The organism is Photorhabdus bodei (assembly GCF_003287735.1).
GTDB lineage: Bacteria > Pseudomonadota > Gammaproteobacteria > Enterobacterales > Enterobacteriaceae > Photorhabdus > Photorhabdus kayaii.
On the sequence record NZ_NSCM01000007.1, the window covers coordinates 31,398 to 54,140 of the forward strand.

Here is a 22,743-nt window from a genome sequence, read left to right on the forward strand (position 1 = left end):
TTAAATTACCTCTTATTTTCTAATTACAAAGGATATATAACAATGAATATATCTAGTTATTTCTTCCTGAATGAAGAAAACATTAAGTTCAATAATCAATGTTTAAATACATACATGGGTTACCCCCAATCCATCGGTAAAGATTGGCCCAACCTGCCTGCTGGATTCCAAAGATATATTGACGATGTTGTTAATTTAAATGGTTTTTTATATTTTTTTAAAGGTTCACTATATCTTAAATTCGATATCGCTAAAGCACAGGTCGTTGATGGACCGAACTTCATTATAGATGGCTGGCCTGGATTAAAAGGAACAGAACTTGAAAATGGAATAGATGCTGCCATAGAATTGACCAACAACACTGTTTGTTTTTTCAAAGGTAGATATTGTATAGATTACACCATTGATTTACACACAATTAAGACCAGCACTATTGCAGACCGGTGGGGAATGACCGGAAAATATGCAGAATTTAGTAGCAATCTGGATGCCATTATTTCATGGCCAGATATCGATGGAAATTTTATTTATTTTTTCAAAGGTGATTCTTTTATTCGATTCGACCCAAATTTGAATGCACTTGATGCCGGGCCAATCATCATCTCCAGCGATAATGAGGGTTGGAGAGGATTAGCCTTCAAAAATGTTCAAGCCGCAGTATCTATCGATACCGATTTATTAGGCAGTCACCGAGACAATAGTGGAGGCAATAGTGGAGGCAATAGTAAAGTCTGTAATGGAACATGTGGTACTAATGACACGGGTAAACATTGTTTCAAGTTACCTCAAAGTATTAGATTTGGCTTGACAGCCTACGCTAATACAAATATTTCGCAAACTGTAAAAGTATATATTGACGATCTTCTGGTAGATACATTAACTGGTAAAGGACAAAATAACCTCATGGCGACTAAAGCCTACACATCAGGTACAGGCAAAATCTGTATTGAGATTGAAGGGGATGGCAAACCATGTAAGCTTCGTTATTTCGATAATATATTTGATGGAAATCCGGGAACAGCTATTATCGGTGCTGAAAATAGTACCAAGAGTCATTACAATGATAGCGTAGTGTTCTTGAATTGGCCGCTGACATAAACTAAAAACTCTCGGTTTCGAATAATAATTGCGCCCTCCGTGGCGCATTTTTTCCTACTCATATGACTACCGTAAAATAAATAGTAGTATTTGGAAGAAATACAGTAATTTTGTCGGACATTTATTCAAGCTCACTCTGGCTCAGACCGGTGGTTTTCATCACTGTTTCACAATCGATTCCGCTGTTCAGCAATGCATGAGCAATTTTTAACGTTGCTTCTTGACGCCCTTCCTGACGTCCTTCTTGACGTGCTTTATGTTCCAATATTTGTGCTATTGTCACCAGTACCTCCTCATACCTCGGGGACTGTTCTGCCAGTCGCCGTAAGATCCTCATCTCACACGGATCGTTGAATGCTGATTGAGAACTCTCAAGACGAGTTAGTGGCGTATTTGCTCCAGTTCGTTCTGGCTCAGACCGGTGGTTTTCATCACTGTTTCACAATCGATTCCGCTGTTCAGCAATGCATGAGCAATTTTTAACGTTGCTTCTTGACGTCCTTCCTGACGCCCTTCCTGACGTCCTTCTTGACGCCCTTCTTGACGTCCTTCTTGACGTCCTTCTTGACGTGCTTTATGTTCCAATCTTTGTGCTATTGTCATCAGTACCTCCTCATACCTCGGGGACTGTTCTGCCAGTCGCCGAATAAAACCCTCTGGATCGGCGGTATCTCCCACCTGTAATAAGTAGTTTAGCACGCTTTTTAGCTGTTCATCCGTATAGTAATCATACGTCAGCAGTATAACCAACTCTTGCAGCAGCTCTGCCATATCTCGCTGCCGGATATGCTTTTGCACCATTTCCAGTAGCGCGACCCGTTTGTGCGTCAAGATTTCATCATCCGGGATTACCGTCACATCTACCAGCGGGAATTTATTGGAATAGATTTCCTCCGCCAGGGCCGGATCATCGAAACAGTCGAGCCAATTGGTACTCCAAGGATACGGCTGTATTTTACCGTGATAGAACAACACCGGAATGACCAGCGGCAATTTTTCATGTCCCTGCTCCAGATGCCGTTGCATGGCTGAAATACCGTAGCGCATTAATCGAAATGCCATCATTTTGTCCGGGGAACTTTGGTGCTCGATCACACAATACACATAACCGTCACCCTGAGCCGTTTTCAATGAATACAAAATGTCGGAATAATGCGCCCGCAGATTGTCTTCAATAAACGACCCTGATTCCAACCGCAGTGTATCCAGATCACAAACTGCCCGTAATGTCGCAGGCAAATGTATCTCCAAAAAGTCTCTGGCAGTATCAATATGACTTAAAAACTTTTTAAAAACAGCGTCATGTGGCGTTGGTGTATTTTTTCTCTTCATCGGTGAATGGTAGCATACTTTCTTTTATATTGAAGGAATATTAAGCAAGAAACCAAGAGGACTGAGATGTCTTGAATTTTCTTTGACAAAAACTTTGATCGTATCTCAGATACTTTAATTTCCTTCTTAAGCGAAGTTCAGGTTAGTTACCTTTCCTGCAAATTTCCGCTATTTACCTGCTCCAATGATTTAAGTAAATGTTTTGCATTAGCGGATGAACGTAGTAAATAAGCAGTTTCTTCAAGGCTTGCATATTCTGCACTTGAAATAATAACGCAATCACCGCCGTTTTGTCTGGTAATCAATATTGGTGTACAATCCTGAACAACTTGATCCATTATCGAAGCAAGATTTCCCTTTGCAACGCTATATATTGTCTTCCGCATAATATGCCTTTTTCACCGTAGTATAAATATCATACAAAGATTGTATGACAAAATAGTATAATATCAAGCTAAACATCTATATGTGCCATCCGTGGCGCAATCTCTTTATTCGCACGATCCCTATCCGCCATATGTAAAAGTTGATAGCTTTATCTGATTGCAAATCACCTTTGATTTGCACTATGTTAATTGACCAATTCTAGTTGAAAGAATAAAATAATAGTCAAGAAATAGGAGGTTTTATAAACACCGCAACCAAACAACGTAATTTGAATGAGCTACAGGTGTTACTGCAAAAACGCTTTGACATAATATTCGGCTCATTGATGCCTGAGTTTGCTGAAAAGGCGAAGGCCAGCAATGCTCTTGTTCTTCCGGATAGCGAACTTTTTGGGCTGCTGTATTCAACCGTACTTGAAAAGAGTACCAGGACTCCCGATCACGAACTCCGCAAACTAAAGCGTCGCGCTGAGAACCTGTCCAATTTTTATAAGGAAATTGAGCGCATGGGTGGCGTAATTAAAGCAGTAGATGTTGCTGATATTCTCGGTATCACGCGTCAGGCCGTTAATTTGCGAGTGAAGGGAAATAAGCTGCTCGCTTTCAAGAAGAACAGCGATCATGTCTTCCCGCTCTTTCAATTCAAAGAGGGAGGGCTGTTACCTCACTTTGAAAACGTCATGAAAGCAATGAGCAATGATATCGGGCCTATTTCCAGAATATCGTTTTTGACTACCCCCTTGAGCGACAAGAACGGTAAAGGGAAAACCCCTATTGAGATCATGAAAGAAGATAGCAGCATTGATGATGTTTCAAAAATGCTTCGTGCAGCGAAACAGATGGGCAAACAGATCGCCAGTTAAGAGAAGTCTCCTTTGTTTGCATTGTGAGGTACCCCCATAAATAAGTTTTGCCATAGGCTTCTCCTTAATGTTTTTTTGAAATGGTGTCGTGTGCTTGCCCACTGACACCGCTATGCCGTGATTGGCACCACAATTATACGACGATTAAAGTGGTTTTAAATTGATTGATTTTTTGGGGTTTATTGCATTAAAACTTGATCACAATGCTAGTCACACATAATTGCACATAAGGGTTGTAAGACGAAATTTCCGGCTTACAACCCCATTCAGGTGACTAAAATTAGTATGCCACTACACCTAGACGAAGTACGCCTAGTGAATAACTCGTATTTCTATTTGCAAAAGTGCCGTCAATTCAATCAAACACCGCTTGTAACACATTGTTTGGCCAATAAATATTATTTATGAGAGTAATATCTCGTTCAGATGAACAGGTATCTACGGTCAATGGGGTAGTCTCAGAAAATGTCAATAGCCTTGGTTTTAGCTTAGAGGAAGTAGAAAAATCACAATATAATGCCAATGCGAGTACTCCATATAATCTATTTCTATTTATAGAATTAACTATATCGTCAAAATAGCCCGCATTTGAACCTGCATTATTCGACATTTCATATGCATAACTGCTTAGGCTTGACCACCGGTTAGTTAATCTGACCAAACCTCCTCCTATCTGCACATTATTATCATAGTTGCTAGTTATAAACGAAGATATTCGGCTAAATCTAGCTGATTCAGCCACAGCGGTAATCAATGTCATAAAAGCTCTTGCTGCTAGAGGCTCTACTGTTCCTGAACCATTTTGCCGCCATAAAGTCGTAATGGCGCTATTGATGGTTTCATTGCTCACAATTGTTTCTTCTCTTGTACGGTTAGCCCGTCTAAATAAATCAATATAACTTGAAGAAATATTTAAATTTAAAAGGTTTGTCTCCGGAACTGTTATGTTGGAAAATTCAGTATCATTGAATCTGTAGAATATCCCAGCAGAGACAAATCCCACCATATACAAATTAGTATTTGATAATATAAGATCAATAACATCCCCATTATTACTTATGAGGTGAACCGATGTATATGGTTCAGTGGGATTAAGGACAAGTAATCCGGGAACATTAGGTAGGTGGCTCCCTACTATAGATCTAAGATTCTTAATGGATTTAATATAGTTTTGAGCATCTGAATAATCAAAATTGACGCTCTTAGAATATACTACGTTACTAAATAAAAAGAAAAATAAAATCAAGTACCTGTAAAAATTTTTCATTCCGCTCTCTTCTATGATTAGAACTTAACATTTCAATTAGTCTTAAAGTGTCAATTAAATGAAGAGCCCCGCCGCAAGCAGCGGGGTATCTTAAAACATTGAAACAGTACTACCCATCCCATTTACATTAAATTGAAAAACTTCTGCGGAAAGGATTCCCCTGAGCCGCTGTTTACAACAATGCCCTTTATTCTGGTATAACTTATTCACGGTAAAGTGTAACAGCATATAAAGGTTTGTACTCACTACCATCACCTTCGATGGTTATACCCGTCATCTTTCAAGTTGCTTCTTTGTTGGCTGCACTCACTCACCCCGGTCACATAGTTCTCTATGCTCCCGGGGATTCGCTCCCTTGCCGCCGCGATGCATCTTGAAATCCATAGGGTATATGTCTACTTTTGTACCAATAATTTGAGCTGTCCTTAACAAATGCATCATCTCCTGATTGCAGTCATCTAAATAGAAGCCCTGTCCATATCCAATTGAATTTAAATATCCCCAGCAGTGTTTATCTGAATTAGCTTTAAGCCACTGAACATAGCCAGATATCGTGTACTGCCCCGAGAATGATGGTGCCGAAAATAAAGACAAGGCAATGAAAATAGCACTGATTTTTTTATTCATGAATATTCCATTAAAATAAAACTACTATAAGGTTAGTGAAAGGATATCGATTTACCCATCAGTCCAAAATTCTCCGCCCCAGAGTGTCCTTTTCATCTGAGGACAACATTTGAATATTTCTCTTGTTGTCAAACTTTTTATCAGTGGGACAACCTTTGCCACGCTGTATATTGGTATTATACCCGTCATCTTTCAAGTTGCCTCTTTGTTGGCTGCACTCTCTCACCCCGATCACATAGTTATCTATGCTCCCGGGGATTCGCTCCCTTGCCGTCGCGATCCATTTTGAAATCCATTGGGTATATTATGGCAGCTATAAAATTTGGATAGAAATCATCCATCCGTTCTATTTCAATCCTTTTTAATGGAGTAATTTGTTATTCTATCGTCTATATAAAATGGCAAATCCAGAACAAAAGCAATCTGTGCTTTCTGAACAGCATTATCATGAATTTCCACTTTTTTACCATCCTTAGTTAGGATGTAGTTATACTGGCCTACTACAATTCCCACTTCTTTCACTTTAACAAACTCCCCGTTAATAGATTTGCAGTCACTACAGTTGTTTGCCCAAGATTTATTTGCCAACAAGGAAAAACAAATTAGACTAAAAAAAGAAAGTTTCGAAAGAAAATTATATAACACCTGTTTATGATATATTGAATATTAAAATTCAATATGTATATTTAACTACATTTTTCCTCGGTTTTTCTCCCATTGTACACTCAGGGCAAGATCGCGAATATTTTTAATCAAAAATAAATCCGAGTGTAGTGGTCAACTAATACCGAATCTAATAAGCAAAAAATAACGGTACAACCTCAAGCTAAATATCCATTGCGCCATCCGTGGCGCACTCTCTTTATTTTCCCTACTTACAATTACCGTAAAGCATCCATTTAATTAAGCGGTAGCATCTGAAATCAATTGGGTTGCCGGCACATCCTGTCCAAATCCTCGCAACCCTACCACATGCACATGTTCGTGGTTTTTAAATACCTTACGCACCAGTTTATAGGTGGTCCCTTTTTCAGGACTGATATTTTCCGGGGCAGCGATAATCAATTGCATTTGCAGACGCTCACATAATTCAAACAAAGTAGCGATAGATTTAGCATCCAAACGCGCCGCTTCATCAAGGAATAACAATCGACAAGGGGAAATATCTTTACCACGCAAACGGCGGGATTCTTCTTCCCAACTCTGCACCACCATCACCAAAATCGACATGCCGGTACCGATCGCTTCACCAGTAGACAACGCCCCACTTTCTGCTTTTAACCAGCCATCCGATCCGCGGTTAACTTCAACGTCCAGTTCCAAGTAGTTACGGTAATCCAACAACTCTTCACCTATAGTTTGCGGCAAGCGCTGTCCCATATCCACTTGCGGATTCAGACGCTGATAAAGTTTTGCCATTGCCTCAGAGAAGGTCAATCGCTGGCTGTTAAATAGGTCCTGATGTTGTTCCTGCTGTTCAGAAAGCACATCCAGCAATATCGCGTGGCTTTCACGCACGTTTACATTCAACCGCACACCACGGACTTGTCCGAAGGAAACAGCTTGCAGCCCTTGGTTCAGCATGCGGATGCGGTTCTGCTCACGTTGAATGGTTTTGCGGATAATATTCGCCACACTCTTCGAGCTAATGGCTAATTTCTGCTCGCGGGCGGTCAGCTCTTCTGTTAAACGAGCCAGCTCAATTTCCATCTGTTCAATGGCATCAACCGGATCGTCAGTGCGGATAATATCTTGACGAATGCGTTCGCGCAGGTGCTGATAAACGGCAATAAAGAATTGCACTTTACGTTCAGGGCGTTTTGGATCTTCGGACAAACGCAGCGCATCACGTAGATGTTCGTTATCAGCCACCGCCAGACGCAATGCACCCAACGCCTTATCCGACATGGAACGTAACGCGCCACCATCCATATAGGCCAGTTCACGGCGATGCAGACGACGTTCAACACCATTATCTTTCACCATGCGCATCACCGCGCACCAGCCCGCTTTGGCAGAAACCACCTGTTCACGGATTTGATGGTAATCGCGTTCCAGTTTACGCAGTTTCTTCTGCAAGCTATCCATTTCCGCTTCGCAAAAGGCGATCTGCTTCTCAAGCTGATTGACTCTGGAACGGTTAGTGCTGAGCGCCTCATGGAGCCGATCACGGCGCTCGCGGGCACGCATTTCAGCATTCGCATCCGCTTGAACACCAATCTCCTTCATCTCCTGTTCCAGCTCTTTCAGCATATCCTGTTTGGTTTCGTAAGAACTTTTCAGGGATGCCAGCACTTGGTTAAATTGGGAATACTGCGCTTGCTGTTGACGCAGTTGTTCGCGGGCGCGGCGGCGATCCGATTCCGCGTGTTCCAGACGCTGACGCAGTTTGTCATTAAGATCCGCATTTTCACTGAGCATACCCGCAGAATCACTGTAGCTAAAATGCGCGCGACGCTGTACCACTTCCACCAGCGCAAAAGCTTGTTGTTTAGCCTGATGCTGGCTCTGTTTGGCCGTTTCATAGTCCCGTTGCAACTGTTCATGCTGCTGTGGATCGCTTTGCAGAACAGCAACCATCGGTTCCAACTTCGCTAATGACGAACCATGTTGTTGCAGGAAACGAGCCGCTTCCTGCGCTTCTTCCAGCTCTTCACGTATCTCTTCTACGCGATCGATTAAGGTTTCATCCAGCAATAGCGTAACTTGAGGGATCAGGCGATTTAATGTCGTCAGGCTCTCTTTAGCCTGAGTATATTGCTGACGCTGTTGTTGGGTCTGCTCTTCAAACCGGGATAGTTCACGTTCGAGTTCTGTGTGACGCTGCCGCAGTTCGCGGATTTCGGCTTCCGGATCGGTATCAAATGCCACAGACAGGTGTTTACCCACAAACTGACTGAATGCCTGATGCGCACGTTGGATTTTCTGCACATCAAAAGAGAGCGTAGCATAACGCTCTGCCAAGGTATCTCGTTCCAGATTCAAAGCTTCTAGACGGTTTTCTCTGGCAGCACGGCCAAACAATGGCAATTCAGGGTAACGGGAATAACGCCATTGGCGGTCAGAAGATTTGACCAGTACCGCATTTGCCTGCTCTTCGGCACTAAATACGCTGTCATCAAAGGATTGCGGATCTCCTTCAATTAGATAGAGATCTTCCGGGCAATCTTCCAGCGTTTCAAGGTGTGGACGAACCAGAGAAAGATCGGGCACCACAATGCCATGACGCGCTGGCCCATACAGAGCGGAAAAGTACGGTGCATCATCAATGGTGATATCGTCATAAATTTCTGACAGCAAAACTCCACCGAAACGTTCCGCCAACGCAATCATCCGGCTATCTTCCGCTCCGCTCGGCTGGCTGAGGCGCTCGATCTGTTTTTCCAACTCACGCTTTTGTGCCGCAACTTCATCACGATCTACCGTGGCTTCACGTTCACGTTCAAGCAACTGCTGCATATATTCCGTCACGTCATTGCTGCTTGTCAGTGTTTCACCGCTCTGTTCGCATAGCTGATGCAGGGTATCCTGTGCAGCTAGCCAAACTGGGGCCCGGGTAGTCAATGATTGAATTTTCTGTTTCAGTTGCTCAAGCGCCTGACGCATCTCCATGCGGTGTTCACCACTTTCATTAACGCTTAGGCTTAGTGCTTCCTGACGAGCTTCAAGTTCATTTTGTAATCCTTCCAGATCTTCAACCTGATATTGCTGCCCCTGGCGTTTACAAAATTCGTTTAATAAAAACTCTGCATTTTGTTGGTTGGTCAGGCGCTGCTCCAGTTCAGCCAATCGCATTCGCAATGGCGGCACACGATCCGCAAGATGTTGCTGTGACGGCCAGTCACGCAGCAATTCACGAGCACTCTGCCACGCTTCACTGCGGCTGATTTCACCAACCATGTTTTTAACCAGTTGATATGCCTGCTCAAACTGGCTATGAGCCGCATCAGCAACACTTAATTTCTGTTCCAGCGCCAACATGGCTTCTGTCGCCTGTTGCTCTTTAGCCTGAAAGGTTTCCAGCCATGTTTCTGCATTATCAGCGGCAAGATCCGGTAACCGACAAAGCTCACGAGCACGTTCCAGCGCTTGTAACGCCTGTTGATACTGAATAGCGCGAGTTTGCTGAACATCCAGTGCTTGCTGGTAATCCGCCAACTGGCTTTTCAGCTCATCGACTTCCTGTTCCGCCGCTTCCGCTCTGGCTTCATATTCAGACTGAAGTTCCGCAGCTTCTTCAACAACCTCAGTTTGCTCTTCCAGACGGTAAGAGAGTTCTTCCAGATCTCCCTGATAACGGTCAATTTTTTCTTGCTGGCGCATGGCTGTCTGCACCAAATTCAGATGATCACTGGCGGCCTGATGATCAGCTTCTAAATCAACAGAAGCTCCACTCTGCTCAGCCAGTTCCCGCGCCATTTCGACATGGCGATACTGTTCGGTTGCCAGTTGCCTATGGCTACCAAATAGCTCTCCACGCAATGCCAGTGCTTGATCCAGATGAGTGCGACGCTCATTGGCATGGCGCATATAATCAGCGGAAACGTAAGAAGTTGCTTCGGTAATCAAATGTTTAAACAGATCGCGATCAGATTGAGTTACCCGGATAGCTTCCAGTGTTATACGGTTTTCACGCAGCGCCGCTTCCATATCCTGAAATGCCTTGCGAACACCACTGTTTTCCGGCAATAGGTAATCACGCAGGGAACGGGTAATGGCGCTGGAAATACCGCCGTACAGGGAAGCTTCGATCAGACGATAGAATTTACTACGATCACCCGCTGAACGCAGGCGTTTGGGTATTACCCCCAAATCAAACATCAGCGCATGATAATCTGTGATGGAGTTAAATTGTTTGAACTGCACACCTTCCATCTCATCAAGGCGATCTTTCAGTTCATTCAGTGGCAATACTCGCGCCTGTCTTTCACCCACATTTTCAGTCAATAACTGCGTAGGTTGAATAGCGGTTGGCAACCCTTGAATCATAAAAGGTTTGATATCGACCTTACGGTCACGCCCCGCTACCTGTTGCAATCTCACCCCGACCACCACCCGCTGATGCCGAGAGTTAATCACATCCAGCGTTGAGTAACAGACCCCCGCCCGCAATTTGCCGTGCAAACCTTTATCACGAGAACCGGAAGTGGCACCGGCTTCGGTGGTGTTACGGAAATGCAACAAGGTTAAATCAGGGATCAGCGCGGTGACAAAAGCCGCCATCGTGGTGGATTTACCCGCCCCATTACCGCCTGATAAGGTTGTCACTAATTCATCAAGATCAAATGTTCTGGCAAAAAAACCATTCCAGTTAACCAGCGTCAGTGAACGAAATTTACCGCGTTCAATCATGGTTGTTCATCTCCCGCACCTTCTGCTGAGTTATCCGGTGTTTCATCATTTTCACTGTCATCAAGCGACAAACCGCCTTCAACCGGCATTGCCTCACCATCACGGATCATCCTCAGTTGTACTTCACGAGGATCGTCGCCACTGCGTACATCCGCACCAAAACGGAATACCGCCTCAGTAATGGTAAATTTGTTGTTGTCATTCGGCAGGAAATAGACCATGCCCAAACGGCGCAGACGGTTCAGCGCCGTGCGCACTTTTTCCTGCAATTTCTGTTTATCCAAATCGGAACCGGAGGAGCGCTGGTTGACAAACTTCATCAACTTGCCCTCATCAGCCAGTGAGATCAGCTCTTCGTACAGCTCTTGAGCAGTAAAAATCCCCTGATTAGCCAGACGTTCCGGGCTGAGATAGAGATAACAAAGAATTTTTCCTACCATCATATCCAGCTCTGATAATACCGAGCGCGGGATCAATGTGGTTGAACGGGGCCGCAGATAGAAGAAACCTTCCGGTGCACGGATCAACTCCACATTATAGCGGGCGTAAAATTCCTCCAATTGCTCCTGAAAATCCATCAGATAAGCATGGTTATCAAGATCATCTATCCCGATATGACGACCCGCGCGAAGTTGGCTATCCAGTTCCGGGAAAAGTGAATTGGCTAACGCCTGTGCCAGTTTAACTGGCATAAATTGTTCAATATGTGTCGATGACATGTGCCTGTACCTTGGCTCCGTAATCATTAATCGCTAACCATTCCGCTGGCAGCCCAGAGAAATCCGCTTCTGCCACACCCAATCGCACAGCTTGATCCACCAAAATACGCGCCACATCAAAGTGACGAGAGAGCGGATGCTGAGCAAGGTAATCCCTTAACACTGCACCTAAATCCAGTGGGCGCTGTTCCTGCTGATATATCAACAGCGCTTTTTCAATCATTTCTGCCAGTCGGTCGTTTATTTCACTGAATTCTTCATATTCCAGCGCTAATGGCAGTTCACCCGTGACTTCTTCATTGCGTAACGTCAATTCTTCGTCCCGCATATCGAGCAAACGTTCGGCGTTGGCAACGGTGAGGGTCCACGGGTTATCAAAATAGTGTTGAACTGATTGACGTAAGCGCTGAGAGAAAATACGGTTTTTATCCATATCAATCGCAGTTCGGATAAATTTGTGAACGTGACGATCATAGCCAATCCATAAATCAATCGCCTGCTGACCCCAACTGATAATACGGTCCAGTTTGCTTTGCAGATCAAATACCAGTTTATCAACCAGTTCTGATCCACCACTGTCCATATTGGCTTCCTGAATACGCAGCAAATTAGCCTGTAGTTTATCTCCGGCCGCTTCCAGTGTGTCCTGGAGTTCCCGCAACGTACCCGATGTTTCGGATAACAGTTGTTCACAGTTGGCAATCGCTGCCTGCCAATCTTGATTCAGCAACGCCGCAATATCTTCTTTAACCGAGCTTTGCTGTTCGTCCATTACGCGCTGAGACATGTCGATGCTGTCGAAGATTTCCGCCACAGAATATTTCAGCGGCGCAAAAACATTACGGTGCCAATGAAATTCATCTCCCCTTTCTTCCGCCGCTTCTGCTGCCCGGTGTAACTCACTCGCCACCACCGATAGTTGCATCGAAAGACGTAAGGTAGAAAATTCCCGCTGACGAATGTAGTAGTCACTGATACTTATTCCAAGCGGGGTTAAGCGATAGATTGCATGGTTATCGGCCAATTCACTGGTGAAACGGTTAAGAAGTTTCTGACGCACCATGTCATTGATAGCATTGTTGGCCCGCACAGCGACAGATTCCGTGGTCTGCTCAAATCCTTTGCAAACTTCACGAAAAGCATCAACCAGCTCCCCTTCGTTCATCTCGCCATCAAGACGCTCGCTGTTCAACACCGCAATTGCCATCAGAAAAGCCAGTCTTTCTACAGGCAAGGAGATGGAAAAATCGTTTTTCCTGGCCCAAGACACCAGTTCCGGGACAGTCTGGGAATATTCACTCATAATTTGTCCTTTAAACTGTTAAAGCTGGCTTGCGTGCCATGACATGAATGTAGCGCCCCAAGCTGATATAAGGCTCCTGTCGGCAATAACGCTGTTCCAATTCCAGCAACGCCGGAAAGTTTTCGCTCTGTAATTGACGATTTTGCAAATAATCGTGAAAAACACGCACACCGGTTTTGCCGGTAATCGTCATATTTAATTCATCAAGCCATTGATATACCTGCTCTGGTGCCAATGGATTCTGAGGCGATAATGAACGTTTTCTGCGACGTTGTATATTGGGTGTCGCCAAATGAAAATTACCTAAAATAGCATTACGCATGACCAAACCATTGGCATTGTAAAACATTAAAGATAGAGCGCCACCCGGATTAATGATATTCATTAGCACTTCTATTACATATTTCTGATCGGTAATCCACTCAAGTACTGCATGGAATAATACCAAATCTACCGGCTGCTCTATATATTGGCTAATTTCCTGTACCGGACTTTGTATAAATTGCATATTTTGGCTGACCCCTTTTTCTTCCGCGGCCAGCCTTGCCCGCTGGATCATCTCTTCTGATAAATCACACAATATCACTTGATGACCCAATTCAGCTAATTGGCATGCTATATTTCCCTCACCACCACCCGCATCCAAAATACGCAGTGGACGTTGAGGTAATTGAGCCAGTAATTCGCTAATATCCTGCCAGACAACGGCTTGCCTGATTTTACCTTTGGTTGTGCCGTAAATATTACGAGAGAATTTGTCTGCAATATCATCGAAATTGCGATCCCGCATGAAAAACTGCCTCACTAATGGAATAGATCTGATTTATCTGTTGAGATTTCATTACGCTGGCTGCTATTTTGGCACAGCATTCGTTGATATAACCACTTTTGACGACAAACTGTGAACCACATGACTATAATTCAACCAAATTAAGGCAAATAGATGCAATTTTTATTTAAAAAGTACCTCGGTGCAATGGTGATGCCTCTGCCATTAATATTACTAATTTCACTTGCTGCTTTATTACTGCTGTGGTTTACCCGTTGGCAAAAAACAGGAAAAACAGTTCTAACATTGAGTTGGCTCACGCTACTTCTGCTAAGTTTGCAACCTGTTGCCGATAAGCTGCTGTTACCGGTGGAATCGGTTTATGCTAACAGCGACCAATCTGATCCCAATCACAATCCACCGGTTGATTATATCGTCGTTCTTGGTGGAGGCTTCACTTATAACCCAAATTGGGCACCCAGTTCAAACTTACTTAACAACAGTTTGCCACGAGTGACAGAAGGTATTCGTTTATATCGCCTGAACCCCGGCTCTAAAATGGTCTTTACCGGCGGCAAAGGGGCGAATGTTAAAAGTAGCGCTGAAGTTGCCGCTATCGTAGCCCAATCGCTCGGCGTGCCCGCAGAAGATACGATTGCACTAACAAAGCCAATGGATACTGAGCAAGAAGCCAATGAAGTTAAGAAACTAATTGGTAACCAACCCTTTATTTTAGTAACTTCCGCCAATCATATGCAGCGAGCAATCACTTTCTTTAAACAACATAGGTTGAACCCCATTCCCGGCCCAGCTAACCAATTAGCGATCACTTCACCATTACATCCTTGGGAAAAATATCTGCCCTCAGCTTACTTTCTATCTCATTCAGAGCGGGTATGGTATGAAACTTTAGGCACCCTCTGGCAACGCATTAAGCCGTCGAAGGATCTGGAACACCCACAAAAATCAGAGCATTATCAGCCGCTAAATAATCCTCAAGCTACTTCTTGAAGCAAGATAGATAGAGAAACGAAAGCGCGATAGAAATAAACAATATAGAAATAAACAACAATAAATTGACGCGCTTTCGTTAATCAAAAAATAAGTTCAAACAACCAATCAGATTTCAGTAAACACTTTTCTGATTGCTGCCAAATCTTCCGGCGTATCAACGCCCACTCCCGGCGCTTTTAATGCAATCCCCACATGAATTTTTTCGCCATACCAAAGTACCCGCAGTTGTTCCAGCATTTCAATTTGCTCCAACGGGCTCGGCTCCCATTGCACATAGCGACGGATAAAACCCACGCGATAGGCATAAATACCAATATGACGCAGGAAATTATCCCCAATCGTTTCTCGTGATTGAATAAAACGGTCACGCTCCCAGGGAATGGTTGCTCTGGAGAAATAGAGCGCATAACCCTGTTTATCCATAACGACTTTCACAGCATTAGGGTTAAAAGCTTCCTCCGCATCATGAATCTGCACAGCCAACGTTGCCATTCCCGCTTTACAACCCGCCAAATTCTCTGCAACCTGTTTAATGATCTCTTCGGGAATTAATGGTTCATCCCCCTGAACATTAACGATAATTTCATCATCGGAAAATTGATATTTGTTGATAACCTCAGCTAATCGTTCAGTACCAGAATGGTGATTTTCGTTGGTCAGACAGGCCTCTCCACCGGCAGCCACAACGGCATCAACAACGTCGTGATTATCTGTTGCCACAATGACGCGTGCAGCACCTGAACGCTTCGCCCGCTCCATGACACGGACAATCATCGGCTTGCCGTGAATATCGGCTAAAGGTTTACCGGGTAAACGGGTTGAAGCAAAGCGAGCAGGAATAATAACGGTGAACATCTCTTATTTTTCCTCATCCAGAGGTAATTCACGGGCTTCGTGCTCTAACAGGACGGGAATACCATCACGTACAGGAAACGCAAGTCGATCCAACTTACAAATGAGTTCAAAATTCTCTTTATCGTAACTGAGTTTTCCGTTACATACAGGGCAGGCAATAATTTCGAGTAAACGATGATCCATACATCCTCCAATTATGGAGCTTTAATTTAATGCAACTCAGAATAACATAAGCTTGGTATCATCGTTAACTCTTGTTATACCCGTTATCTTTCAAGTTGCCTCTTTGTTGGCTGCACACGCTCACCCCAGTCACATCATTAGCTATGCTCCCGGGGATTCGCTCCCTTACCGTCACGATGCCTCTTGAAATCCATAGGGTATATTTACTTAATATTTTTATTCATCTCCAATAACGAACAAATCTTGTTCAGCATTATCTCTCCCTTTTCATGGGGTAACCGAGCATCTACTGGTAAATACCACCAATTTGGCTGAGCAAAACTAAAACACTTAACCGCATCTTTTTCCGTCATCAGTAAATTCTGGTTTGCATCAGTCAGGTGGTTTAGTTGATCTTCGGTGTACGTTTGATGATCGGCAAATGCGTACTCCTTTTGTAGGTCAGCACCTAACTGCTGCAAGGTCGCAAAGAACCGAGGTGGATGGCCGATTCCAGCCATCGCAACAGCGTGAGGTATGAGATTCACGGCGCGTTTTTCACCGCTCACCATATTCACAGCTAACTCGCCAGCTAATGTCATGGATAATTCGCCTGGCTGAGGAGTACCACCGTTGGTGATAATGGCATTAACCCTGTTCAACCGCCCAGATAGTTCACGCATTGGGCCAGCCGGAAGCCACCAACCATTCCCAAAACGGCGCATGCCATCAATAACCGCAATTTCAAAATCCCGCTGCAAAGCATAATGCTGTAAGCCATCATCAGTCACGATGATATCCAGTGGCGTGCCTGCCAGTAATGCTTTCACCGCCTCAACCCGTTTTGGCGCAACCGCCACTGGCGCGCCAGTACGACGATGAATTAATACCGGTTCATCACCGGCCTGAGCCGTGGTGACATTTTCAGTCACCAACAGAGGATAATTTTCTGCTTTCCCCCCATAACCACGGGAAACAACACCAACCCGATAACCTTTTTGCTGCAACTGCTCCACCAGCCAAATAACCACCGGCGTTTTACCATTACCGCCGGCAGTTAGATTACCCACGACCACAACAGGCACAGGCGCTTTCCAGGATTGACTCAAGCCTGTTTTATAACTCAACCACCGTAAGCCACTTATCAGCCCATAAAGGGCTGAAAAAGGTAATAACGGCAAATAAAGCCATGAGCGGCCTGACCATATGCGCTCAATCATTGACCAAATTGCATCCTATGTAGTTGTGAGTAGACACCATTTCGCTCCAACAGAGAGAGATGATTACCCCGTTCAACAATATGCCCATCTTCAATCACCAGAATTTCATCCGCGTTTTCAATGGTTGATAGACGATGTGCAATAACCAGCGAGGTTCTGTTTTTCTGCAATTCATCCAGTGCAGCCTGAATTGCCCGTTCAGATTCCGTGTCCAGCGCCGAGGTTGCCTCATCAAGAATCAAAACCGGAGAATCACGCAACAAGGCGCGTGCGATAGCAATACGCTGACGTTGGCCGCCAGAAAGTAGCACACCATTCTCACCGATCATCGTATCCAAGCCGTTATCTAACTTCCTGATGAAGTCCATTGCATAAGCCATCTCAGCGGCTTTCTCAATCTCTTCACGGCTGTATCGGTTTTCACTGGCATAAGCAATATTATTCGCTACCGTGTCATTAAATAGATGCACATTCTGCGATACCAGAGCAACCTGTCCACGCAAGGAAGAGAGCGTATATTCCCGCAAATCATGCCCATCCAGCAAAATATTACCTTCGTTGACATCATAAAAACGGGTCAGCAAATTCGCTATTGTGGATTTACCAGAACCAGAACGCCCTACCAAAGCAACAATTTTTCCCGCCGGGATATACATGGAAATATTTTGTAACGCCGGTAATTCCTTGGTTGGATAACAGAAAGTCACATTACGGAATTCAATATCACCGTTCGCTTTTTTAAGCTCCAGCTTACCGTCATCTTTTTCCTGTTCCATATCCAGAATCGAAAACAGAGTCTGACAAGCGGCCATGCCTCGCTGGAATTGCGCATTAACATTAGTCAACGATTTCAATGGACGCATCAACGCAATCATTGATGAAAATACGACCGTAATTTTACCCGCTGTCAGTGTTTCCATAATATCCGGGAAACTTGCTGCATACAGGACAAAGGCCAAAGCAAACGAGGCAATAAGCTGAATGATGGGATCAGAAATTGATGAAGCAGAAACCATTTTCATGCCTTGCTGACGCATATGGTTACTGACTTTATTAAAACGCTCAGTTTCTACTTTCTGCCCGCCAAAAATGAGCACTTCTTTATGCCCTTTCAACATCTGCTCAGCACTGGCTGTGACTTGCCCCATGCTATTCTGCATATTTTTACTAATACTGCGAAATCGCTTCGATACCACGCGAATCACCAATGACACAATCGGCGCAATCACAATCAGGATCAGAGATAATTGCCAGCTATAGTAAAACATCAAAATAAACAGGCCGATTATGGATGCCCCTTCCCTGACCACAGTAATCAGTGCACTGGAAGAGGAGGAGGCCACTTGTTCAGAATCATAAGTGATACGGGAAAGCAGAGTGCCTGTAGATTGCTGATCAAAAAATGACACCGGCATCCCCATCATATGGCTGAACAGACGGCGACGCATCTGCATTACCACTTTACCGGAGACCCAAGAGATACAATAACTTGATACAAACCCGGATAGCCCTCGCATAATCATTAAAGCAATCACAATCAGTGGCATCCATTTCAGTACATCACTGCTTGCTTTGCCGAAACCTTCATCAAGTAAAGGCTTAAGCAATGAAAGCATTAACGTATCACCGGCAGCATTAAGGATCAGAGCAACCGCAGCAACTATCAGCCCAATTCTGAACGGAGAGACAATTGGCCATAGTCGGCGAAACGTCTGCCAGGTAGAAAGGTCTTTATCATTCATTATTGAGTTACCAACACAAAAAGAAATAGCGGGTTATTCTACTCATGATCACTACGAATACCAAACCACTGATGATACCAACGTGACATAATTTGTTGCCTATAGCTCATCATTTCAACATGATCGCCATAAAAATAACCCGTTATCTGCCCGGATACCGCGGTACTACGCCATTCTGCCCCAATTTTACGATAACGTCGCTGCACTTTAACCGAAGGAAGTCGCCACGGGCTATAACGTGCAACAGAGGCCAGTGCATATTGTGGTGAGACGGTATGAATAAAAGCGGCTGTAGATGACGTGTTACTACCATGATGTGGAACCTGCAATACGGTCGATTTTAAATTCTCTTTTTCTATTCCCAATAGCTTATATTCCCCTTGCTTTTCCAGATCTCCGGTTAAAAGCAAGCTATGTTTGCCATCTTCTACCCGAATGACGCAAGATTCGTCATTACCTGCGTGTAATGATCTTACCGGCGGCCATAATACACGGAAGCTCAACCCCTGCCAGAGCCACTGTTCACCGCGTATACATGGAAGATGTTGCTGATTAATTAAAGAACTTCTCACAGCAATACCTGGATATTTTTGTTGTAAGGATTCTAACCCACCGGTATGGTCAAGATGATCATGACTGATAATAATCTGCTCTGGCGTTAATCGATGCCAACGCAAATAAGGGATTATCACCCTTTCCGCCATACTGCCAGTTTCCCAACGATTAGCGGTATCAAAAATCAGCGCTTTGCCATCTTTTTCAATGATAACCGCAAGCCCGTGCCCAACATCCAGCATAGAAAATCGCCACAGATATTCTTCGTTGCGCCTCAGATAGCAGAGCATTATCCCTAAAGAAATGCCAATCAGTAACTTATATGATTGCCACCAAGCAAATCGCCAAATGATGACAACAAACCAGCCAATAAACGTTATTAATAGAGGAAAACGACCCGTTTCACTCCATGACTGTTGCAAAACTGGCAAAGGAATTAAAGAGAAGGTTATAGAGTAATCGACTAATTGCCATAATAACGCATGAATAAGAGAACAAAAATTACTTATTAATGCCAGCATAATCAACGGAACAGAAATAAAAGAGATGATTGGCACGGCCCAGAAATTAGCAAATAAAGCGGCAAAATTGACACCATGAAATAATAATAGCTGGAGAGGAATAAGCATCAGCATCATACCCATTTGCATATATAACCCGCGCAGCCATAGCCATTTCCAACCATAACGAAATGGCTCAATCAACGGTGCCCAAAAGAACCAGAACATTATCGCCATCACAGCAAAGAAGGAGAGCCAGAAGCTATCAGAAAGCACAGTCAGGGGATCAAATAAGAGAATCATTGCGGCTGTCCACAATGCCCACTGCCAAGGGAAACAGAGAATATTTCTGTAACGTAAATATAGCCAGAGCGTTAAACCCAGTAATGCACGAATAGCCGGAATGCCCCAACCCGATAACCAGACGTAATTTATTGCCACTATCCAACCGATAATCAATGGAAATCTGTGCCCTATCCAGTGCACGGGAAAGAAGAGTTGTAATAATCTTGCCATCCACCAACCAAACATACTGGCAACAGTAATATGCAACCCTGAAATGGCCATAAGGTGAGCCGTACCTGTTTGTTGTAATAATAAATTATCCTCCTTACTTAACCACTGACGCTCTCCGAATGCTAATGCCATCGCAATGCCACTATGCTTCAATTCACGAATATCCGGTGCAATATGACTGACCAATCGCTGACGTAAGTTACATTTCCCGTCAATTAATTCAGCATGAATGACTTTCCCTGTTAAAGGTCGGCGGATAGCTAATGCCCTACGCTGGCTATCATATCCACCTTGATTTAGCTGACTATGAACTGGCCGTAATTTCATTTTCAGCCGCCATTCTTGACCAGCACACAGAGATTCAGGCGAAATATCCCAATAAGCGGAAACATACAGTGGCGGAAAAATAACTTTGTTTTCATTCTCAATAATACGCAGGATAACCCTGCCTTTCTCTTCATTATCTAATGATAAACTTTCAATAATAACCCGTGATAAATGCGCTTTTTCACTAAAATAGATTATCTGTTCGAGCAGATGATTTCCCTGCCAGCACCCAATAAGAAATGCCAGTAACGAAATTGAAACCATCCGGCAAAAACAAAATGGTAAGAATAAGCAGAATAGCGCCAGTAATAGCAATGTCATAACCTGCCATTTCTGTGGTAACTCAGGCAGAAAAAGCAAGGGTACAATACCGACAATAATAGCTATTGCGGCCTGATTCACGCTAATGATTGGTATAGGTTGTTTCCAATTTGTTGTTATCTTACTTATCATAACTGAAAACCACATCCTTATTCATCCTTACCCTTTTATTTTTCCAGCAGAGTATTCCTTATTTTTTACAAAGCAGCCAGAAGCACAAGAAAAATTATCAAACACCTTCGCAGATTAATTTCAGGTTAACAGTCATTTCAAAAATATATGCGAACAGCTTCGCAAATACAGAAACTGCCACCTGCTAATTACCCACCAAATGTTATATTGATCGCAAATGCAACATTGCGATATTGATATCAAATAAAATATTTCGTAATGTTTTATCTGCATTCTCATTACAGACATAAATAAACATTATAAACTCACGATAAGTTACATTATTCACTTATTATTATAATTAAATATCAAATTCATTTTTGAAATTATTAACCAAGCCTATAGATTAATAGAACAATTAATCCAACCATATGTATACCCAATGGATTTCAATATGGATCGCGACGGCAAGGGAGCGAATCCCCGGGAGCATAGATAACGATGTGACCGGGGTGAGTGAGTGCAGCCAACAAAGAGGCAACTTGAAAGATGACGAGTATATACCCTATGGATTTCAAGATGCATCGCGACGGCAAGGGAGAGAATCCCCGGGAGCATAGGTAACTATGTGACCGGGGTGAGCGAGTGCAGCCAACAAAGAGGCAACTTGAAAGATGACGGGTATAAAACAATAAAAATAATTATTATCAAATATTACCTAAGTTATTGATCACCGAATTAGTGAAACTACTTAACTGCTTGTCTACTTTTTGTTTTGTGATTAAGATCGCATTGATTAGATTTAAATAATACTAAATTAATATTTCCATTCTATTTTTATATGGAAAATAATCAAAAAATCATGTTAAATACAATAAGGTGGTTTTTATGAAAAACAAAATAATTGTATCTGACTCTCTGCAAGAACATCATCTTACTAAATTATTTAATGATGAAGTGTTAGCAATCCATATAAAGAAATATGTTGATAGTCCTATTGCAAACAAGCTCTCTGATTTTCTCCTCTCCCACGAAAATCTGGAATGTCACCCTCATGATTTGAAAAAAGGAGATGAAGTTGTTTTAGTTGATTATGGTGTTGATAGAATTGGTCCATCTTACAATACAACTTTTGGCAAATCCAAAGATAGCGATAGCTATAAAAAATATTTTGAAAATGCGTTACCTGCCATCAGAAATGTCAGAAATTTCTGTGCTCCAATGTTAGCTCCTTTCGATAAATTTCGTTTAGAACTGGACGAGATATGGTCCGCCGGGGCCAGCATTGCAAACTTTGAAGGTAAAAAGATGCATGCGGGTATTGCCAGAGTGATGAGCAGGCCGGAACGCTCTTTCATGGTTGAAAAACAACCCCATTTTGATGGCCTTCAACAACAATCGGTCAATTTGTTGGGCCAATTCTCAGTGAATATCTATATAAAAATGCCTGCAAATGGAGGAGAGCTTGAGCTGTGGGATGTTCCTGAAATCCCTATTACCGAGTTAATCGAAGATAACGCAGAAAATGATTGGCGAGGCACACTTCCGCCATCCATCCTTATTAAACCAGAACAAGGAGATTTGATTATAATAAACACCAGGAAACCCCATGCTATTCGTAGTTTTTCCGAAGGGTGCAGAATATCATTACAAAGCTTCATTGGATTATCACTAAATAAACATCTCATGTTATGGAATTAATTA

Annotated in this window: 20 protein-coding genes and 1 pseudogene; 5 read left to right on the forward strand and 16 right to left on the reverse strand. The window is 43.3% G+C overall.

All coding sequences use genetic code 11. The features are described 5' to 3' along the window. The first annotated feature begins 42 nt into the window (after positions 1–42). Positions 43–1,098, forward strand: coding sequence for a fucose-binding lectin II (locus CKY02_RS07245; protein ID WP_112894775.1), 1,056 nt, complete (start codon positions 43–45; stop codon positions 1,096–1,098). A gap of 121 nt (positions 1,099–1,219) precedes the next feature. Here the strand turns inward: CKY02_RS07245 and CKY02_RS07250 are convergent, their stop codons facing one another. The 3 genes from CKY02_RS07250 to CKY02_RS07260 all read right to left on the reverse strand — a co-directional run bounded on the left by CKY02_RS07250 (position 1,220) and on the right by CKY02_RS07260 (position 2,816). Continuing rightward, complete coding sequence (locus tag CKY02_RS07250) at positions 1,220–1,381, reverse strand: hypothetical protein (protein ID WP_420800730.1); 162 nt, start codon at positions 1,379–1,381, stop codon at positions 1,220–1,222. Between the two features lie 98 nt (positions 1,382–1,479). Continuing rightward, on the reverse strand, positions 1,480–2,430 hold the full coding sequence (locus CKY02_RS07255; protein WP_112894776.1) for an Rpn family recombination-promoting nuclease/putative transposase: 951 nt from the start codon (positions 2,428–2,430) through the stop codon (positions 1,480–1,482). Between the two features lie 146 nt (positions 2,431–2,576). Next, a complete protein-coding gene (locus tag CKY02_RS07260; RefSeq protein WP_011145933.1) occupies positions 2,577–2,816 on the reverse strand; it encodes a type II toxin-antitoxin system prevent-host-death family antitoxin in 240 nt (79 codons plus the stop codon). 284 nt (positions 2,817–3,100) lie between these two features. Between CKY02_RS07260 and CKY02_RS07265 the strand changes: the two genes are divergently transcribed. Then, a complete protein-coding gene (locus CKY02_RS07265) occupies positions 3,101–3,679 on the forward strand; it encodes a DNA-binding protein (protein WP_240002020.1) in 579 nt (192 codons plus the stop codon). Positions 3,680–4,034: 355 nt separating this feature from the next. Here the strand turns inward: CKY02_RS07265 and CKY02_RS07270 are convergent, their stop codons facing one another. The 8 genes and pseudogenes from CKY02_RS07270 to cmoM all read right to left on the reverse strand — a co-directional run bounded on the left by CKY02_RS07270 (position 4,035) and on the right by cmoM (position 13,737). Continuing rightward, entirely contained in the window at positions 4,035–4,946 is a 912-nt protein-coding gene (locus CKY02_RS07270) for a ribosome-inactivating family protein (RefSeq protein ID WP_112894778.1), read from the reverse strand. A 306-nt stretch (positions 4,947–5,252) separates the two neighbouring features. Beyond that, the gene (locus tag CKY02_RS23645; RefSeq protein ID WP_146747404.1) at positions 5,253–5,573 is read right to left on the reverse strand and encodes a hypothetical protein; all 321 of its coding nucleotides are present in this window, start codon (positions 5,571–5,573) and stop codon (positions 5,253–5,255) included. Between the two features lie 54 nt (positions 5,574–5,627). Next, positions 5,628–5,750, reverse strand: a pseudogene (locus CKY02_RS07275) (transposase); the annotation flags it as partial. A gap of 174 nt (positions 5,751–5,924) precedes the next feature. Beyond that, positions 5,925–6,095 (reverse strand): hypothetical protein, encoded by a 171-nt coding sequence (locus CKY02_RS24425; protein WP_162120398.1) that lies wholly within the window; start codon positions 6,093–6,095, stop codon positions 5,925–5,927. 381 nt (positions 6,096–6,476) lie between these two features. After that, on the reverse strand, positions 6,477–10,925 hold the full coding sequence (gene mukB, locus CKY02_RS07280) for a chromosome partition protein MukB (protein ID WP_112894779.1): 4,449 nt from the start codon (positions 10,923–10,925) through the stop codon (positions 6,477–6,479). Next, positions 10,922–11,644 (reverse strand): chromosome partition protein MukE, encoded by a 723-nt coding sequence (gene mukE, locus CKY02_RS07285; RefSeq protein ID WP_112876615.1) that lies wholly within the window; start codon positions 11,642–11,644, stop codon positions 10,922–10,924. The genes mukB and mukE overlap by 4 nt, the downstream gene beginning before the upstream one ends. Beyond that, complete coding sequence (mukF, locus tag CKY02_RS07290; RefSeq protein ID WP_112894780.1) at positions 11,625–12,947, reverse strand: chromosome partition protein MukF; 1,323 nt, start codon at positions 12,945–12,947, stop codon at positions 11,625–11,627. The genes mukE and mukF overlap by 20 nt, the downstream gene beginning before the upstream one ends. A 10-nt stretch (positions 12,948–12,957) precedes the next feature. Then, on the reverse strand, positions 12,958–13,737 hold the full coding sequence (gene cmoM / locus CKY02_RS07295) for a tRNA uridine 5-oxyacetic acid(34) methyltransferase CmoM (protein ID WP_112894781.1): 780 nt from the start codon (positions 13,735–13,737) through the stop codon (positions 12,958–12,960). A gap of 153 nt (positions 13,738–13,890) precedes the next feature. Here cmoM and elyC point away from each other — a divergent pair, with 153 nt between their 5' ends. Next, complete coding sequence (gene elyC, locus CKY02_RS07300; protein WP_112894782.1) at positions 13,891–14,727, forward strand: envelope biogenesis factor ElyC; 837 nt, start codon at positions 13,891–13,893, stop codon at positions 14,725–14,727. 108 nt (positions 14,728–14,835) lie between these two features. Here elyC and kdsB read toward each other — a convergent pair whose 3' ends face one another. The 5 genes from kdsB to CKY02_RS07325 form a co-directional block, all read right to left on the reverse strand. Then, positions 14,836–15,585, reverse strand: coding sequence for a 3-deoxy-manno-octulosonate cytidylyltransferase (gene kdsB / locus CKY02_RS07305; RefSeq protein ID WP_112894783.1), 750 nt, complete (start codon positions 15,583–15,585; stop codon positions 14,836–14,838). 3 nt (positions 15,586–15,588) lie between these two features. After that, on the reverse strand, positions 15,589–15,768 hold the full coding sequence (locus CKY02_RS07310; protein ID WP_011145924.1) for a Trm112 family protein: 180 nt from the start codon (positions 15,766–15,768) through the stop codon (positions 15,589–15,591). A 203-nt stretch (positions 15,769–15,971) separates the two neighbouring features. Then, the gene (lpxK, locus tag CKY02_RS07315) at positions 15,972–16,967 is read right to left on the reverse strand and encodes a tetraacyldisaccharide 4'-kinase (RefSeq protein ID WP_112894784.1); all 996 of its coding nucleotides are present in this window, start codon (positions 16,965–16,967) and stop codon (positions 15,972–15,974) included. Continuing rightward, positions 16,964–18,712, reverse strand: coding sequence for a lipid A ABC transporter ATP-binding protein/permease MsbA (msbA, locus tag CKY02_RS07320; protein ID WP_112894785.1), 1,749 nt, complete (start codon positions 18,710–18,712; stop codon positions 16,964–16,966). The genes lpxK and msbA overlap by 4 nt, the downstream gene beginning before the upstream one ends. Before the next feature lie 35 nt (positions 18,713–18,747). Further along, positions 18,748–21,075 carry a ComEC family protein gene (locus CKY02_RS07325; protein WP_112894786.1) on the reverse strand — a complete coding sequence of 776 codons (2,328 nt, stop codon included), beginning with the start codon at positions 21,073–21,075 and terminating at the stop codon, positions 18,748–18,750. 395 nt (positions 21,076–21,470) lie between these two features. On the opposite strand from CKY02_RS07325, the gene CKY02_RS23650 reads away from it, so the two are divergent. Further along, on the forward strand, positions 21,471–21,659 hold the full coding sequence (locus tag CKY02_RS23650; protein WP_146747405.1) for a hypothetical protein: 189 nt from the start codon (positions 21,471–21,473) through the stop codon (positions 21,657–21,659). Between the two features lie 268 nt (positions 21,660–21,927). Continuing rightward, complete coding sequence (locus CKY02_RS07330) at positions 21,928–22,740, forward strand: 2OG-Fe(II) oxygenase family protein (protein ID WP_112894787.1); 813 nt, start codon at positions 21,928–21,930, stop codon at positions 22,738–22,740. Positions 22,741–22,743 lie beyond the last annotated feature (3 nt).

Coding starts and splice junctions, on each gene's coding strand:
- CKY02_RS07245 (WP_112894775.1), top strand. CDS start 43: ATGAATATATCTAGTTATTTCTTCCTGAATGAAGAAAACATTAAGTTC.
- CKY02_RS07255 (WP_112894776.1), bottom strand. CDS start 2,430: ATGAAGAGAAAAAATACACCAACGCCACATGACGCTGTTTTTAAAAAG.
- CKY02_RS07260 (WP_011145933.1), bottom strand. CDS start 2,816: ATGCGGAAGACAATATATAGCGTTGCAAAGGGAAATCTTGCTTCGATA.
- CKY02_RS07270 (WP_112894778.1), bottom strand. CDS start 4,946: ATGAAAAATTTTTACAGGTACTTGATTTTATTTTTCTTTTTATTTAGT.
- CKY02_RS23645 (WP_146747404.1), bottom strand. CDS start 5,573: ATGAATAAAAAAATCAGTGCTATTTTCATTGCCTTGTCTTTATTTTCG.
- mukB (WP_112894779.1), bottom strand. CDS start 10,925: ATGATTGAACGCGGTAAATTTCGTTCACTGACGCTGGTTAACTGGAAT.
- mukE (WP_112876615.1), bottom strand. CDS start 11,644: ATGTCATCGACACATATTGAACAATTTATGCCAGTTAAACTGGCACAG.
- mukF (WP_112894780.1), bottom strand. CDS start 12,947: ATGAGTGAATATTCCCAGACTGTCCCGGAACTGGTGTCTTGGGCCAGG.
- cmoM (WP_112894781.1), bottom strand. CDS start 13,737: ATGCGGGATCGCAATTTCGATGATATTGCAGACAAATTCTCTCGTAAT.
- elyC (WP_112894782.1), top strand. CDS start 13,891: ATGCAATTTTTATTTAAAAAGTACCTCGGTGCAATGGTGATGCCTCTG.
- kdsB (WP_112894783.1), bottom strand. CDS start 15,585: ATGTTCACCGTTATTATTCCTGCTCGCTTTGCTTCAACCCGTTTACCC.
- CKY02_RS07310 (WP_011145924.1), bottom strand. CDS start 15,768: ATGGATCATCGTTTACTCGAAATTATTGCCTGCCCTGTATGTAACGGA.
- lpxK (WP_112894784.1), bottom strand. CDS start 16,967: ATGATTGAGCGCATATGGTCAGGCCGCTCATGGCTTTATTTGCCGTTA.
- CKY02_RS07325 (WP_112894786.1), bottom strand. CDS start 21,075: ATGTGGTTTTCAGTTATGATAAGTAAGATAACAACAAATTGGAAACAA.
- CKY02_RS23650 (WP_146747405.1), top strand. CDS start 21,471: ATGTATACCCAATGGATTTCAATATGGATCGCGACGGCAAGGGAGCGA.
- CKY02_RS07330 (WP_112894787.1), top strand. CDS start 21,928: ATGAAAAACAAAATAATTGTATCTGACTCTCTGCAAGAACATCATCTT.